This window comes from Amycolatopsis sp. NPDC098790, assembly GCF_044759945.1.
Taxonomy (GTDB): domain Bacteria; phylum Actinomycetota; class Actinomycetes; order Mycobacteriales; family Pseudonocardiaceae; genus Amycolatopsis.
In genome coordinates this window covers 753,638-768,119 of record NZ_JBIWAI010000001.1, presented here as the reverse complement: position 1 = coordinate 768,119, position 14,482 = coordinate 753,638, and the positions used below count along the sequence as shown (strand labels likewise).

At 68.2% G+C, this 14,482-nt stretch carries 12 protein-coding genes and 1 tRNA gene; 7 read left to right on the top strand and 6 right to left on the bottom strand.

Annotated features, from left to right (window positions below; translation table 11 throughout):
- The first annotated feature begins 62 nt into the window (after positions 1–62).
- The gene (locus tag ACIQWX_RS03900) at positions 63–1,025 is read left to right on the top strand and encodes an alpha/beta hydrolase (protein ID WP_400865170.1); all 963 of its coding nucleotides are present in this window, start codon (positions 63–65) and stop codon (positions 1,023–1,025) included.
- A 147-nt stretch (positions 1,026–1,172) separates the two neighbouring features.
- Positions 1,173–2,381 carry an alpha/beta hydrolase gene (locus ACIQWX_RS03895; protein WP_400865167.1) on the top strand — a complete coding sequence of 403 codons (1,209 nt, stop codon included), beginning with the start codon at positions 1,173–1,175 and terminating at the stop codon, positions 2,379–2,381.
- 203 nt (positions 2,382–2,584) lie between these two features.
- Here ACIQWX_RS03895 and ACIQWX_RS03890 read toward each other — a convergent pair whose 3' ends face one another.
- The gene (locus ACIQWX_RS03890; RefSeq protein ID WP_400865164.1) at positions 2,585–3,457 is read right to left on the bottom strand and encodes a hypothetical protein; all 873 of its coding nucleotides are present in this window, start codon (positions 3,455–3,457) and stop codon (positions 2,585–2,587) included.
- 190 nt (positions 3,458–3,647) lie between these two features.
- Here ACIQWX_RS03890 and ACIQWX_RS03885 point away from each other — a divergent pair, with 190 nt between their 5' ends.
- Positions 3,648–4,295 carry a DUF4383 domain-containing protein gene (locus ACIQWX_RS03885; RefSeq protein WP_400865161.1) on the top strand — a complete coding sequence of 216 codons (648 nt, stop codon included), beginning with the start codon at positions 3,648–3,650 and terminating at the stop codon, positions 4,293–4,295.
- A gap of 12 nt (positions 4,296–4,307) precedes the next feature.
- On the opposite strand, the gene ACIQWX_RS03880 is transcribed toward ACIQWX_RS03885, so the two are convergent.
- From ACIQWX_RS03880 to ACIQWX_RS03870, 3 genes are all read right to left on the bottom strand, one after another.
- Positions 4,308–5,294: an SCO0930 family lipoprotein gene (locus tag ACIQWX_RS03880; protein WP_400865158.1), complete on the bottom strand. Its 987-nt coding sequence runs from the start codon at positions 5,292–5,294 to the stop codon at positions 4,308–4,310.
- Positions 5,295–5,412: 118 nt separating this feature from the next.
- The gene (locus ACIQWX_RS03875; protein WP_400865155.1) at positions 5,413–7,119 is read right to left on the bottom strand and encodes a lyase family protein; all 1,707 of its coding nucleotides are present in this window, start codon (positions 7,117–7,119) and stop codon (positions 5,413–5,415) included.
- A 157-nt stretch (positions 7,120–7,276) separates the two neighbouring features.
- A complete protein-coding gene (locus tag ACIQWX_RS03870; RefSeq protein WP_400865152.1) occupies positions 7,277–7,819 on the bottom strand; it encodes a DinB family protein in 543 nt (180 codons plus the stop codon).
- Positions 7,820–8,031: 212 nt separating this feature from the next.
- On the opposite strand from ACIQWX_RS03870, the gene ACIQWX_RS03865 reads away from it, so the two are divergent.
- A complete protein-coding gene (locus ACIQWX_RS03865) occupies positions 8,032–8,874 on the top strand; it encodes a hypothetical protein (protein WP_400865149.1) in 843 nt (280 codons plus the stop codon).
- A 7-nt stretch (positions 8,875–8,881) separates the two neighbouring features.
- Here the strand turns inward: ACIQWX_RS03865 and ACIQWX_RS03860 are convergent, their stop codons facing one another.
- The gene (locus tag ACIQWX_RS03860) at positions 8,882–9,418 is read right to left on the bottom strand and encodes an AAA family ATPase (protein ID WP_400865147.1); all 537 of its coding nucleotides are present in this window, start codon (positions 9,416–9,418) and stop codon (positions 8,882–8,884) included.
- A gap of 112 nt (positions 9,419–9,530) precedes the next feature.
- Here ACIQWX_RS03860 and ACIQWX_RS03855 point away from each other — a divergent pair.
- Positions 9,531–9,603, top strand: a tRNA-Lys gene (locus ACIQWX_RS03855).
- A 374-nt stretch (positions 9,604–9,977) separates the two neighbouring features.
- On the opposite strand, the gene ACIQWX_RS03850 is transcribed toward ACIQWX_RS03855, so the two are convergent.
- Positions 9,978–11,381, bottom strand: a complete 1,404-nt coding sequence (locus ACIQWX_RS03850; protein WP_400865144.1) for a tyrosine-type recombinase/integrase — start codon at positions 11,379–11,381, stop codon at positions 9,978–9,980.
- Between the two features lie 404 nt (positions 11,382–11,785).
- On the opposite strand from ACIQWX_RS03850, the gene ACIQWX_RS03845 reads away from it, so the two are divergent.
- Complete coding sequence (locus tag ACIQWX_RS03845; RefSeq protein WP_400865141.1) at positions 11,786–12,088, top strand: hypothetical protein; 303 nt, start codon at positions 11,786–11,788, stop codon at positions 12,086–12,088.
- A gap of 245 nt (positions 12,089–12,333) precedes the next feature.
- Positions 12,334–14,454 carry a restriction endonuclease subunit M gene (locus tag ACIQWX_RS03840; protein ID WP_400865138.1) on the top strand — a complete coding sequence of 707 codons (2,121 nt, stop codon included), beginning with the start codon at positions 12,334–12,336 and terminating at the stop codon, positions 14,452–14,454.
- Positions 14,455–14,482: the final 28 nt, after the last annotated feature.

Here is a 14,482-nt window from a genome sequence, read left to right as displayed (position 1 = left end):
TTGTGCACAACTGAGTTGTGAGCTACCTTCATGGCATCAGCTTGCTTCCCGAGGAGGACGACATGACTGCCAACCCGCACAACCTGGCCCTCGAACCGGCCGCGCAGGCGTTCGCCGAGGCCACCGACCAGCCGCCGTACCTGTTCCAGCTGGAGCCGGCCGAGGGGCGCAAGGCCGTCGACGGCGTCCAGGACGGCGAGGTCGCCATGGCCGACGCTTCGATCGAGGTCATCAAGGTCCCGGGCGGCCCGACCGGCGAGGTCGAGACGCGGATCGTGCGTCCGGCCGGCGTTTCCGGGCCCCTCCCGGTGATCCTCTACATCCACGGCGCCGGCTGGGTGTTCGGCGATTTCCACACCCACGAGCGGCTGGTGCGCGAGCTCGCGGCCGGTGTCGGCGCGGCCGTCGTGTTCCCCGAGTACGACCGCTCGCCGGAGGCGCGCTACCCGGTCGCCATCGAGCAGAGCTACGCCGTCGCGAAGTGGGTTGCCTCGAACGGTGCGTCGCAGGGTCTGGACGCTTCGCGCATCGCGATCGCCGGTGACTCGGTCGGCGGGAACATGACGGCGGCGCTGACGATCCTGGCCAAGCAGCGCGGCGACGTCACCTTCAAGCAGCAGGTGCTCTTCTACCCGGTCACCGACGCGAACTTCGACACCGAGTCGTACCTGAAGTTCGCCGAGGGCTACTTCCTCGGCCGCGAAGGCATGAAGTGGTTCTGGGACCAGTACACGACGGATCCCGCCCAGCGCGCGGAAATCACGGCGTCGCCGCTGCGCGCGTCGCTCGACGAGCTGGCCGGGCTGCCGCCGGCGCTGGTGATCACCGGCGAGGCGGACGTGCTCCGCGACGAAGGCGAGGCGTACGCGGCGAAGCTGCGTCAGGCCGGCGTGCCCGTGACGGCCGTCCGGTACCAGGGGATCATCCACGACTTCGTGATGGTCAACGCGCTGCGCGAGACCCACGCGGCCGAGGCCGCGATCACGCAGGCGATCACCGTCCTGGCGCGCGCATTGGCGGAATAACTGAGAAATCGCTGAGTGAGCTGCGCGTTGCGACCCTATGACAGAAGTCACAGGGTCGCAACGTGCGTGCCCGGTCAAACGTGATATATACGCGAGTCCGGGGGGTTCCGGGTGCGCATTCATTGCCCGCCCGGAAGGACCGTTCCCATGAACTTGAGCAGCATCCGGCTCGATTCGCCGGTCAACATGATCGTGGTGGTCGTGCTGACGCTGCTCGCGATCATCGCGGTCCCGTGGTTCTGGGACCGCTGGAAGCGCAAGCGGTTGTGGCGCAGCGCCACGATCCTGCTCGCGGTCGTGCTCCTGGTCCTCACGACCGGCATGGCGGGCAACATGATCGGCGGCTTCTTCCCGACGGTCGGCTCCCTGCTCGGCACCGGCGCGTACGCCGGCCAGGGCACCGATGCGGAGGCGTCGCAGAACGGCGAAGACCTCGAAAAGCTGCGCGACACAGGGGTCGCGCACGCGAAGGAGGGCAAGGGCACGGTCGTCCACATGAAGGTGACCGGCCGGCGCACCAAGCTGACCCGCGACGTCACGGTCTACCTGCCCCCGCAGTACTTCGACGCGGCGTACAAGGAACTGCGGTTCCCGGCGATCGAGTGGATCCCGAACTACCCGTCCGGGCCCGAGGTCTTCACGAGCGGCTACCACATGCCGGAGCAGCTCGACACGGCGATCGCCAAGAAGGTTCTGCCGCCGACCGTGGTGATCGTCCCGGACCCGACGGGTGTCCCGAAGGTCGGCCACGACACGGAATGCGTCGACGAGGTCAACGGAACGGCGAACGACACGTACCTGACGGCGGACCTGCGCGACTGGGCCCTGCAGAAGCTGGGCGTGTCCGCGAACCGTCGCGCGTGGACGCTCGCGGGCTGGTCTTCGGGTGGTTATTGCGCGATGAACCTGGTGACGCGCCACCCGCAGTGGTACGGCCAGGCGGTCAGCGTCAGCGGCTACGACAAGGCCCAGATCGACGCGGAGACGGAGGACCTGTTCCACGGCCGCCAGGACATCAACGACGCCAACAACGTCCGGCTGAACGTCCGCCTCCACCCGTCGCCGGTGGAAATCCTGGCGATCTCGGGGGAGAAGGAGAGCTACGAGAGTTTCGCGATCGACCAGATCCGCGCGGCGGCCCGGCCCCCGGTGCAGTTTTCGTCGTGGCGGGTCGCCGACGCGGGCCACAACATGAACACGTTCAAGTCCCAGATCCCGGACGTACTGGCCTGGATCGGGGCGCACACGTCCTCACCGGCCCCGGCCGGGCGACAGGTCGAGACCACGGGCGGAGTACTGCCGTGGCCACTGCCACGATCCGGCGCGCACGGCGCGTTGGCGGACACGGACCAGTAGCGGAGAAGTAGCCTGCGCCGAGCCGCGAGCCGCGAGCCGCGAGCCGCGAGCCGCGAGCCGCGAGCCGCGAGCCGCGAGCCGCGAGCCGCGAGCCGCGAGCCGCGAGCCGCGAACCGCCCGCCGCCCGCCGCCGATCCGGCCCACTGCCCGCTGCCCGCCGCGAGCCGCCCGCCGCCGGTCCGGCCCGCTGCCCGCGCCGCCGCTCACCCCAGCAGGGCCGAAACCACCGCCGTCACCCGCTTCGAAGCCGTCGCGTAGTCCACCGAAGCCGGGTGCTCGCTCAACACCACCACGATGTAGTCGCCGACCACGCCCGACGTGTGCAACATCCGCGTCGGACGGCAGCACGACCAGCCCTGCTTCACCGCCCACGCGCGCCCGCCGGCGGCGTCCGGGATGCCGAAGTACTGGCGGAAACCGTCCGAACCCCGTTCGGTCGCGGCGCGCAGCGCGGCCATGATCGCGGCGGGCCCGTGCGCCAGGACGTACTGGTAGATCTTCACCACGTCCTTCGCCGTGATCCGCGTGTCGCCCCACCGCCCCGGATCCGCGGGCGCCCGCGTCCCGGTGAGGCCGATCCTCTTGGCCCAGCCCGTCACGATCGCGGGCCCGCCGTACGCCGACCAGAACCGGCTCGCGAGGTCGTCGTCGCTGCGGGACAGCATCCGCTGCACGTCCGCCACCGGACCGCCGCGCTCGAGCACCGCCAGCGCGATCAGCAGCTTCACGAGCGACGCCGAGGTGTACCCGCGGTCCGCGTGCAGCGAGACGGTCGTCTTCCCGAGCTGCCGGTCGAAGACGACGGCGCTGACCTCCCCGCTCCCCACCAGCCGGTCCAGCTCGGCGGCGTCCACCGCGGGCGGCTCGCTCTTGGGGGTCTCCTTGGGAGTCGGCGTAGGGGTGGGTGTCGGCGTCGGTTCAGGGCTCGGACTCGCCGATTCCGACATCGTTGTCACCACTGGTGTGACGGCGATCGCCTGCGGCGCCTGGACGGCACCGTGACCGATCGTGACGGCCACCGCGCCGATCGCCCCCACGCACAGTCCCACCAGGAAGATGCCGCTCAGCTTGCGCATGATCCGGATTGCCGGCAGCGCACTCCGGCGTTCCCCGGATCGGGTGACTTTGTGGGATAGGTCTCGAACCGGCCCGGATCCGGGAACGCCCCGGGGCCCTGCGGGCAAGCACCGTCGTTTCGCTGCCCGTGTTCGCGGGGTACCTGTGTGCGGTGACGATCGTCACCACACTCTGGGAAGGACTGGAGTCATGACTCACGCGAAAGGCGCACGCATCCGGGTTCGCGGCCTGCAGCCGGCGCAGGTGCTGGCCGGGTTGGCCGGGATCGCGTTCCTCGTCGTCGGCATCATCGGGTTCACCCGGACCGGGGTCGGGAACTTCGCCGGCCACCACGACGCCGGGTTCTGGCGGTTCTCCGGCAACCCGCTCATGAGCCTGGTCCGCGTCGTGACCGGCGTCGTCGGCCTGCTGCTGGCGTTCGGTTCGGGCCGCGCCCGGACGTTCGGCTGGCTGCTCTTCATCTTCTACGGCGCCCTGTTCGTGTGGGGCCTGATGATCGACGGCCTCATCTCGACCAACCCGTTCGCCAACGCCGGCAACCCGATGGACATGGGCCGCGCCGACACCTGGCTGCACCTCGGCGTCGCCGCGCTGGGTCTGCTGATCGCCGTCCTGCCCGCCCGCCGCACGATCCTCGTCCCCGAGGACGAGACCGCCGACGAGCCGACGGTCGTCGAGCAGCGCACCGACCGCGACCGCGTCGTCGACAACGACCGCACGGACACCGTCCCGGCGGCGGCCGAGCAGCCGCGTCGCCGTTCCTTCCTGCGCCGCCACCACGACGAGCGAGGCCCGGAGGTCGCTCGCGAAGAGCGTCCGCCGGGCCTCGCCCACTAGGAAGTCCGTGGCTCAGTAGGTGGTTCCACCCGAGCCGGAGTTGCTGGTCCCAGTGCCACTGTCAGCCGGAGCCTGGTTGGTGGTGGCGCTGGGGCCGGTGCCGATCTTGCACCCGGCCGGCTCGATGACGAACCAGGTGCCGTTCACGCCGTTGCCGTTCGCGTCACCGGGCTTCGTGTCCTTCGAGAAGGTGTAGACCGGCCAGCCGCCGATGGTGACCTGCTCGGTGCCGTCCGCGCGCTTGATGCTGCCGAGCAGCTTCGAGTCGATGCCCTGCAGCTCGACCTTGCCGTTGGAGAGCACCGGCGGCCAGGTCTTGGCGCAGTCGCCGTTGCAGGCGGAGGTCTTGGCCTTCTTGGTGTCCTTCTGGAACAGGTAGAGCGTCATGCCGTTCTGGTCGGTGATCGCCGCGCCGAGCCCGTCGATGTTGCTGGCGCTCAGCTTGACGACGCCGGCTTCACTCGCGGCCTGCCCGGCCTTGCCACCCTTGGCGTTGGCGGCGTACCAGGCGCCGCCGACACCCTGGCCGGTCGCGTCGCCGGCCTTGGCGTCCTTCGCGTAGCGGTAGAGCGCCCACCCGCCGACGGTGATCTGCTCGGTGCCGTCGGACCGCGTCACCTTCCCGACGAGGTTCTTGTCGATCCCCTGCACCTGGACGTCCCCGGTGGCCAGCACCGGCGGCCATGCCTTCGCGCAGTCACCGTCGCAATTGGACTTCGGCGGCTTGGCCGTGTCCTTGTCGAACCGGTAGAGGGTCATGCCGTTCTGGTCGGTGATCACCTGCCCGACGCTCGCGACGTCCGCGACGACGAGTTTCGACTCGTTCGACGCCGGGGCGGCGTTCCCGACCTGTCCGTTGGCGATCTGGCCGCCGCCGGTGCCACCCGCCGCTGCGGGGGCGATGACCGGCTGAGCAGTTTCGGCACCCGAGCAAGCGGTGAGCACTGCCAGCCCGGCTGCCGCCGCGGCGACGGAGACGGCGATGCGCGTGCGAAGCATGGAAGTTCTCCTTGTGTCCGTTGGGGTTTCCCGCCGCTCGGTGCGGCTGCCTGATACCCACTACACGGACCCCCGCCAGAGGCGGTTCAAAGAATTTTCGCCGCTGGTTCGCCCCAGGTCAGAAGGTGTCGCCCAGCGCGCGGTCGACGAGCGTCCCCGCGGCGCCGGTGTAGGAGGCCGGGTCGAGGAGCGCGTCCAACGCGGCCGGCGTGAGGACGTCGGTGATGGCGGGCAGCTCGTCGAGCACGTCCCGCAGCGGCCGGCCGTCCCGCACGGCGCGTTGAGAGGCCTCGCCGAGCAGCTCCTTGGCCTTCGCCTTGCCGAGCAGCGGCGCGAGGACGGCGGAGAGCCGTTCGGAGACGATCAGCCCGTGCGTCGAGGCCACGTTCGCCCGCATCCGGTCCGGTTGGGCCGTGAGCCCGCGCGCGAGCTCGACGGCGGTGTGCGCGGCGCCGCCGGTCAGCCGGAGGCATTCCCGGACCAGCTGCCACTCGGCGTGCCAGACCCCGGCCGAGCGTTCGTCCTCGGTCAGCATCGACTGCGTGACACCCGCGGCCAGCACGGGCACCTGCAGCGCGGCTGAACGGATGAGCGTCGCGAGCACGGGGTTCCGCTTGTGCGGCATGGCCGACGAGCCACCCCGCCCATCGGCGGCCGGCTCGACGACCTCCCCGAGCTCGGTCCGGGTTAGCGTCGCAACGTCGACGGCCAGCTTCCCCAGCGCCCCGGCGGCGAAGGCAAGCGCCCCGGCGAGATCGACGACGGGCGTGCGCAGCGAGTGCCAGGGAAGCACGGGCGCGGCCAGCCCGGTTTCGTCGGCGAACGCGGCGACGAGCCGTTCGGCGTAGTCACCGTCGGCAGCGATGCCGCGGCCAGCGTGTCCCGCCTCGGCGTGGCTGCCACCGGCGATGTCGCAGGCGGCGTGTTCGGCCTCGGCGGTCGCTTCGGCGTTGCTGGTGCGCGCAGCCTCGGTGGCCGCTTCGGCGTTGCTGGTGCGCCCGGCCGCGGCGGTCGCATCGGGGAGATCCTGGCCCCCGCCCCCGCCCCCGCCCCCGCCCCCGCCCTCCCGCTCGCCCAACCCCTCCCGCTCGCCGGCGCCGGCCGCGCCGGGTCGCCCCGCCTCCCCTGCCACCTCGCCCTGCCCACTGCCCGCGGGCCCCGCCGCGTGCCCGGCCCGCTCGGCGTCCGCCAGCCGCGCGTACTCCACGTACGCCGCCAGCGTCCCGGCCGCGCCGCCCAGCGAGACCGGCAACCCGCCGTCCAGCACGCGCCTGACCCGGACGGCCGCGTCCAGCACCAGCTGCCGCCAGCCCGCGGCCTTGAGCCCGAACGTCGTCGGCACCGCGTGCGCCGTGAGCGTCCGGCCGGCCATCGTCGTGTCCCGGTGCTCGCGCGCGAGCCCGGCCAGCGCCTCGGCCGTCGCGTCGAGGTCGGCGACGAGCGGCCGCAGGGTCCGGTCGGCGACCAGCATCATCGCCGTGTCGACGATGTCCTGGCTGGTCGAGCCGCGGTGCACGTACTCCGCCGCCTCGGGCGCGATCGCGCCGACGGCCGACGTCAGCGCCTTCACCAGCCCGACCACCGGGTTCGCGGTCGCCCGCGACTCCCGCGCCAGTTCGACGACGTCGATCCGCGCGCTGCCCGCGGCCTCCGTGATCGCGTCCGCGGCTTCGGCCGGCACCGTCCCGAGCCGCGCCTGCGCCCGCGCGAGCGCAGCCTCGGCGTCGAGCATGGCGCGCAACCAGGCCTCGTCGCCGGTCGACGCTTCGGCCGGCGTACCGGCCCGGACCGGGGACAGGAGTCCGGAATCGGGGTCGACGGTCATGGCGTCAGCATCGCACGCTCCCGCCTACGGCTGCCGTCCCACAGCCGGCTGGCGCTCGGCACGGTGATGGCCGCCTTCACGCACTGGGCCTACGCGTGCTGGATCGTCATTTCGTTCGTAGTCAACCTCCTCGTCCGGCTCCGCCGAGCCTGAGCCGTCATTCGCCGGTGGCGCCGTCGATCCGTTCGCGGACCAGATCGGCCTGTCCGATGTGGCGCGCGTACTCGCCGATCATCCGCAGCATGAGCCACCGCAACGTGAACGGTTCGCCCGTGCTGATCCGCGTCCCCGTCCGGTCCATCGCGCTCGCCGCAACGACCTCGCGAGAACGCGCGCATTCCGCGTGCCACAAGGAAAACGCCTCGCCGACGTCACCGTCGAGCGCCGTGAAGTCCTGCTCCGGGTCGTCGTCGGAGTAGTAGAGGTTCGGCACGTCCTCGCCCGCGAACTGGATCCGGAACCACCAGCGTTCGACGCCGGTGAGGTGCCGCAGCAGGCCGTGCAGCGTCAACGTCGACGGTGGTACCGAGCGTTCGGACAGCCTGGGTGGGTCCAGGCCTTCGCACTTCATCTCGAAGGTGCGCCGGTAGTAGTCGAGGCTTTCGGTCAGGGCCTGCCGCTCGTCCGCGACCGGTGTCGGGTCTTTCCGATCGCCGGTCAGGCGGGCCGGGGTGACGACTGGGGTGGTGTGTTCGGTCATGTGCGGAGCGTGCCACGGGGGTCCGACAATTTTCGGGCCGTCGGCGTGCCCGGTGACCCGGCAACGGCGCGAAACCGCAGTTCAGACACGGTTTCAAGAAGTCGGTAACGAATGTTCGGGTGCGGCGATCTGATCTTCGTCAGCTGCTGCGATCACCCGTCCCCACCCCGGTTGGAGCGGCACCCCTCGTCCGGAATCAGGAGATCACGACCATGGAGCGAACCGGTCGAAGAACCGCCGTGCTGGCCGCGTTGACCGCAGCGGCCCTCTTCATAGCTCCCGCCGTCGCGTCCGCGGCGCCGGCCCCCAGCACGCTCGACGTCAGCGACTCGTCGCTGCACCCCGGCGACACGTTCACGGTCACCGAGCAGCTGTACAACCCGACGGACTTCACCGTCACCGGCGCGAAGGCGGCGGTTTACGCCAAGGAAAAGCCGATCGTCGAGCTGGTGGACCTGGTCTCCTGCGCCGGCGTGATCGGCTGCGACCAGTACCTGAGCAGCTACCGCGGCGGCGTCGGCGACCTGGGCGCGGGCGAAAGCCGCACCGTGACGTTCACCTTCCGCGTGAAGGAAGACGTCGCCGGCGAGTTCACGCTGCAGCACCAGTTCGCGGGCGACAACTACGCGTTCGGCGTCGAAGACGGCCCGGCCGTCACGGTCACGCCGCCCGCGAAGGCCGACGTCAAGGTCGCGCTGACGGCCACGCCTCGCGCCGGCCTGGTCGCGCGCGTCGACTACGTGATCACGGTGTCGAACAGCGGCCCGGCGACCGCGACGGGCGTCCGCGTGACGGCCAACGCCGGTACGGGCCGCACGATCACCTCGATGACCGGCTGCACCCGCTCCGGCGCGAGCTTGAGCTGCGCGATCGGCACGCTGGCACCGGGCGCGTCGGCCAAGGCGAAGTTCACGTCGGAGGGCGGCTTCTTCGCCTGGGGCGCGTTCACGGCGACGGCCCAGCGCGCGGCCAGCACCCCGGCCGACCCGGCGGCGGCCAACGACACGGCGTCGAAGAAGTGCACGGCCTACACAGGTCTGTACGTGACCTGCTGAGTCCACATCAGAGCGAATACGGCGCCGAGCGAGCTCGGCGCCGTATTGCGTCCGCCGTCTCTTCGACGGTCTGCTCGCCGGTGTCCATGACGTGCTTCTCGAGCTCACCCAAGTCGGCGAAGGCGCCGTGCATGCCGGTGAGCGGCTCGACGTCGGTGAGTTCGCCGGCATCCCGAGCGGTCCCCCGGGCGAGGGTGACCGCGAGACTCGGCCGCAGGACGACGTAGAAGAGGTCCAGACCGTCCCGCTTCGCGGCATCGCGGAAGGGACCCAGCGCCCAGGGCCCGACAACACCATCGAGGACGACATCGTAGCCACCGCGCGCATAGCCACAGGCGGCCTCGGCGATGACCCCGAGCACAACGTCGTTCTGCCGCGCGGCCTCGGGCAGGTAGGGCGGTACGAGCCCGGTCCGGATCCAGACGTAGAAGCTGTCGGTGTGCAGGTGCACGGTGGGTCGTGGCGCGCATTCGGTGACGAGCTTCGCGACGGTGGACTTCCCGGCCCCGGGCGGGCCGGTGAGGATGAGCAGCGAACCGGACATGCAGGCATCATGCGGGGCGGCCGGGGCGGAGGGCCAGTCTTGACCTTGCCGACGGCGTCAGCCGGACCCGGAGTGCAGGTGGGTGCCGGGGCCCTGGCTAGACTTGGGGCGCGGGCCGTTAGCTCAATTGGTAGAGCTGCGGACTTTTAATCCGTAGGTTCTGGGTTCGAGCCCCAGGCGGCCCACTACGATCACGCGTCTGACCTGCTGAAACGGTCGATTTGACGATCTTTTCGCAGGTCGGGCGGGTGCGTGTGGCCCGTTGTGTGGCCGAGGTCGCCGGTCGTGGTGCTCGGATCGGCCTGCGAACGCATGCTGGCAGTGGATGTTCGATCTGGGGCAGCGGTCGTTATTTGTTGCTGCTGCGGGGAAATCGTCGTCGCGGCGATGGACGGGTGACGCTCTCCTGTCGTGGTTTCCGCACTTGTGTTCGTCGGGCGTGGTGTGTCCGTGCGTGAGGCCGACGGCGCCGGAGCGGTCCGAACGGCGTGAGCAACGGAGACGCATCGGAGCCCCCGAGTGCTGGGCCGTCACCACCGTGTGACCGTGTTTCCCCAGCTCAGGGGCGATATTTGGTGCTTGGTGAAAGGGGGTGAACCTGCGGATTCACCATCCGAGGGTCAAGTTTCGAGGCAGTAGGTGGCACGTTCCGACACTCGGCGGCACTGCCCGCTACGCGTCGGCAGTGGAGTTGGAGCCGCGCACGGTGCAGACGGCCGGACGGTGTGGCGAACAGGGACGTTCCGATCCTCTCGGCGGCCTGGTGGCGGATGCCGGGGTAGAGCGAGACGTAGTAGTCAGCAGTGAAGGACATCGAGGCGTGTCCGAGCATGTCCTGGACGCTTTTGAGGTCGTTTCCGGCGGCCAGCGACAGCGAGGCTGCGCCATGTCGGAGATCGTGCAGCCGGATCGGCGGCAGGGTCGTGCGCTCGACCAGCAGGTCCTCGAACTCGTGGGTGAACCGGTCACGCCGACATGGCATCCCCGTGGGGGTGGTGAACAGGTATCGCTCCCCGTCTGGTCCTGCAGGCAGCCCGGCTTGAGCCGTGAGGTGGCGTCGCATTAGGCCGGCGGTGACGTGGTCGAGAGCGATGGTCCGCGTGCTGCAGGGACTCTTCAACTTCCCGTCGTCGTCTTCCTGCTCTTCGGGGTCGGGTCTGGTGATGACGAATAGTTCATTGTGTCGCAGGTCCACGTCGACCTCGCGCAAGGCAGCGGCTTCGCCGCGGCGTAGGCCGGTGACGGCGACGAGGTGGTAGTAAAGGTAGCGCTTGTGTCCGGCGATGGCGTTGAGGAACTCGATCGTTTGTTCTCGCGTCCACACGCACACCGGGCCTGGACGCCATCCGGTTGCCCGCCAGCGTGCTACCCGCTCTTCGGTCCACACGTGCGGTCGCGGTTTCACCGCTTCCGGGAGGCCGATCTCGCGGCCTCTTGCGGGGTTGTGTGCCAGTAGTCCGTGACCTACCGCGGTGGTCAGGGCGGAGCTCAATGTCGCGCGGACTCGCGTCACCGTCGACGGGGCCAGCCGCCCATATCGGGAGCCGCTGCCGGAGGCGATCGCGGTGAACGCCTTCTGCACGTCGCTCACGCTGAGGGTCACCAACGGCAGATGACCCAGTTGTGGGATCAGGTACGAGCGGACATGCTGCCGGTAGCTCCGGCGCGTACTGGGACGCAATCGGATGATGTGGATCCAGTGCTCCAGCCAGTGACCGGTCGTTAGCCCGATGCCCTTGATCGTCGCCGCCACCTCATCTTGAGCGGCCTTCGCCGCCGCCTCCGAGGCGTAGCCGCCGCGGCGCAATCGGGAACGAGACCCGTCCACGAGTTTGGCGCCCTCGACCGCGAACCACCACGACCCGTGCCCCTGCTCAGCCAAGCGGCGACAACGCGCACCCAGCTGCTTCCCTGTCACCGGGCACCGGCACCCACACCGCTTGAACACGCCCTTCGACACCATGTCGCACCTCTCGATCAGTTCGGGTAGATCGAACTGTGAGCGCACTCGATCCGGTCGGCAACTGCGAAATCGTCCGCGAGAGTCGGTCGAAGCCGGACACTCTGGCGCTGATAGGTGGTTTCTAGTCGACGAATTATGGCTGTGCACCCACCCTCCGAGGTCCTCCACGAGCGAGGCGGCACCGCTGCGGGGCGTCGGACACCATGGTCCACGTCGTTTCGGCTCACCTCGCCCTGGTCGGTCGATATCCGTGAGTTCGGCGGTCGGAGGCGAACACCGGCGGTGGACCCGTCCTACTGTTCGGGTCGGGTCTGTTCCAGCGAGGAGCCTCGCGGACCGGGCTTCCGTCTGCCTGGCGGCAACGGCGGTGCTTCCTCTTCGTCGCGTGTGAAGGCCGCTTCGTCTTGCGTGCGGTACTTGCGCAGCAAGGTGGCCAGTTTCCCGCCGTCGCGTGGTGCCGCCGCGACCAACGCGGCGAGGAGCTGAGCGCGACTCGCGTTTTCTCCCGCTTGTTCTACGAGGTGCAGCAGCAGGTCGAGGCGGTGATCGACCTTTTCCGGCCAGTGGACAAGCGTGCTGCGCCGCTTCCCGCGGTACAGCCTCATCTCGACTTCACCACCGTCATAACCTATAATAAACATATGATGGCTACCAGTCTGAACAGCAACATTGCTGACAATCACGGCGACCTGACTGCCGTCTTGTGACGCGCGAGGCAGTGAACGGCAGCGGCTCGACCTTCAGGTGTTGGGCGCTCGAGCCCCGTAGCGACCTACCAGCCGGTAGGTCGCTACGGTCTGGTCGGCACACTGCGGTCACTGCCCTCGTCGTTGGCAGCGCAGTCCTGTCAGAGGACCCGCTATTTTGGTCCGACGAGGCGCACCACCAGCACGAAGATCGCAGATGCGCCGCAGCGAGGTCAGTCATCGGATGAGAAGTGGGATGTAACAGGATGTCGGACGGCAACAAATCGACGCTACCGCTCTTCGAATATGACGACAACAACAGCGTCCAGCCGACCAACCCAACTCCGGACAGCGCGGTGGAGTCTCTCGGTGAGAACGAGATCATCGACTTCATTACAGGGCGTCCTGTCAAGAAGAAGGGTAACGAGGAGGTCCGTCAGCGGATCGCTCGGGCGCTGTATGTCGAGTACGGAATCTCGCTGGATGATATGGAACGCGATTTCTCGATCCCTATCGAGGTCGAAGGTAGGCGGCGGGGTACCAAGCGGGCCGACATCGCCGTGTTCGTTTCCGGCTCTCCGCACACTTTGGAAAACGTTGAACGGGTGGTGCTCTGCAAGCCCGAGCCCAAGGGGAGTCGGGCGGTCACTAAGATTCGGACTCACGACCAGGCCAAGAACGACCTTGAAGAGTTGGAAGATCTGCTGGGAACGCCCGTGACGCCCAACGTGCGTTATGGCATGTGGACCAATGGTCTGGATTTCTTCTTCCTCTATCGTGAGTCCGCCACGTTCGGGGTAAGGCTGGAGCCTCGCGCGGACTGGCCCATTGATGTCACCGACGGCGCTGGCGGCAGTCTCGGGTCGGCGTCCCGCCTGCGTCGCGGCGAAGCTGCCATGCTCAAGACCGCGTTCCGGCGCTGCCACAACTACGTACACGGCAACGAGGGATTGCCCAAGGATGCCGCGTTCTGGCAATTTCTCTACTTGATCTACGCCAAGATCCACGACGAACGGTTTACTGAGCGTCACGGCACGCCGCCCAGGTTCTACGCTCTTGCCCACGAACCTTTTAGTGAAGAAGGACAAGGGGCGATCCGGGATCGAGTGCTCGCATTGTTCGAGGAGGTCAAGCGTGACCACTCGATGTTTACCGCGCGGGACGAGATCACTTTGTCACCGAGAGCCCTGTCGTTCATCGTGGGCGAACTCGCCTCCTACGATCTGTCGCACACCGACATCGACGTCAAGGGCATCGCCTACCAGGAGCTGGTCGGAGACAACCTGCGTGGCGACCGTGGGCAGTACTTCACTCCCAAGGGCGCAGTTGAGCTAATGGTGCGCATGCTTAATCCCGGCGAGCACCAAACGGTTCTAGACCCGGCCTGTGGCACTGGTGGTTTTCTTCGTGAGGTTCTGCGCCACCGCTTGAACTCTTGGCGCGCAGCCGAGGGCACTGCCGGCCACCTCGACACTCGTGAACAACTCGTCGAGCACGAGGACCGGCTCGCTGAATATGCTGATAATTTCCTGTTCGGTGCCGACTTTGACCCGTTCCTAGTGCGGGTGTCGCAGATGAGCATCATGATGGCCACCGGTGAACCGGGCAACGTCTTTCATCTGGACTCGTTGGCCTACCCCAACGGGCACCACCGGGAAGGCATCAACCAGGTCCGCAAAAACATCCACCTGGGCACAGTCGACGTGCTGATGACGAACCCACCATTCGGCACCGACATCAAGGTCGAGGACGAGCAGATCCTCGAGAATTACCGGACAGGAGTGGCACAACCATGGGTGCGTAACCGGGAGACAGGCGAGGTGGGGACGAGCCCCACCGGGCGGGTAACTGCGATGTCTCCAGAGCAGTTGTTCATCCAGCGGGCAGTCGAGTGGGTCAAACCGAGCGGCAAGATCGGTATCGTCCTGCCCAACGGGATCCTGTCCAACCCTGGCCCGGTAGATGAGGGGGTCAGGCGTTGGATCCTAGAGAACTGCTGGGTGCTGGCCAGTGTGGAACTGCCAGTAGAGACGTTCGTCGTTGACGCGAATGTCAATATTCTAACGTCGTTGCTATTCTTGAAGAGGAAGACAGAGCGGGAGCGCATGGCAGCGATGCTCGGAGAGCAGGAAGACTATCCCGTTTTTATGGCGGTAGCCGAGAAGGTCGGCTTCGACAGACGTGGCAATACTATCTATCAGCGTCACCCGGACGGACGGGAGATCCTGGTGGAGCGCCGCCAGAAAGTAGCCACGCGTCGCGGTGACGGCGGCCGGCCAATCGAGTTCACGCGCATGGAACCCGTCGTCGACAACGACCTTCCCACGATCGCTGAGGCGTACGAGAAGTTCCGGGCTCGGTATCCCGAACCTGGAACAGTGGCGTGATTATGGACGTCGGGGCATACCGCGACCG

What these genes read in the sequence shown, in the direction of transcription:
- ACIQWX_RS03900 (WP_400865170.1), top strand. Translation starts at nt 63, where the DNA reads ATGACTGCCAACCCGCACAACCTGGCCCTCGAACCGGCCGCGCAGGCG.
- ACIQWX_RS03895 (WP_400865167.1), top strand. Translation starts at nt 1,173, where the DNA reads ATGAACTTGAGCAGCATCCGGCTCGATTCGCCGGTCAACATGATCGTG.
- ACIQWX_RS03890 (WP_400865164.1), bottom strand. Translation starts at nt 3,457, where the DNA reads ATGCGCAAGCTGAGCGGCATCTTCCTGGTGGGACTGTGCGTGGGGGCG.
- ACIQWX_RS03885 (WP_400865161.1), top strand. Translation starts at nt 3,648, where the DNA reads ATGACTCACGCGAAAGGCGCACGCATCCGGGTTCGCGGCCTGCAGCCG.
- ACIQWX_RS03880 (WP_400865158.1), bottom strand. Translation starts at nt 5,294, where the DNA reads ATGCTTCGCACGCGCATCGCCGTCTCCGTCGCCGCGGCGGCAGCCGGG.
- ACIQWX_RS03875 (WP_400865155.1), bottom strand. Translation starts at nt 7,119, where the DNA reads ATGACCGTCGACCCCGATTCCGGACTCCTGTCCCCGGTCCGGGCCGGT.
- ACIQWX_RS03870 (WP_400865152.1), bottom strand. Translation starts at nt 7,819, where the DNA reads ATGACCGAACACACCACCCCAGTCGTCACCCCGGCCCGCCTGACCGGC.
- ACIQWX_RS03865 (WP_400865149.1), top strand. Translation starts at nt 8,032, where the DNA reads ATGGAGCGAACCGGTCGAAGAACCGCCGTGCTGGCCGCGTTGACCGCA.
- ACIQWX_RS03860 (WP_400865147.1), bottom strand. Translation starts at nt 9,418, where the DNA reads ATGTCCGGTTCGCTGCTCATCCTCACCGGCCCGCCCGGGGCCGGGAAG.
- ACIQWX_RS03850 (WP_400865144.1), bottom strand. Translation starts at nt 11,381, where the DNA reads ATGGTGTCGAAGGGCGTGTTCAAGCGGTGTGGGTGCCGGTGCCCGGTG.
- ACIQWX_RS03840 (WP_400865138.1), top strand. Translation starts at nt 12,334, where the DNA reads ATGTCGGACGGCAACAAATCGACGCTACCGCTCTTCGAATATGACGAC.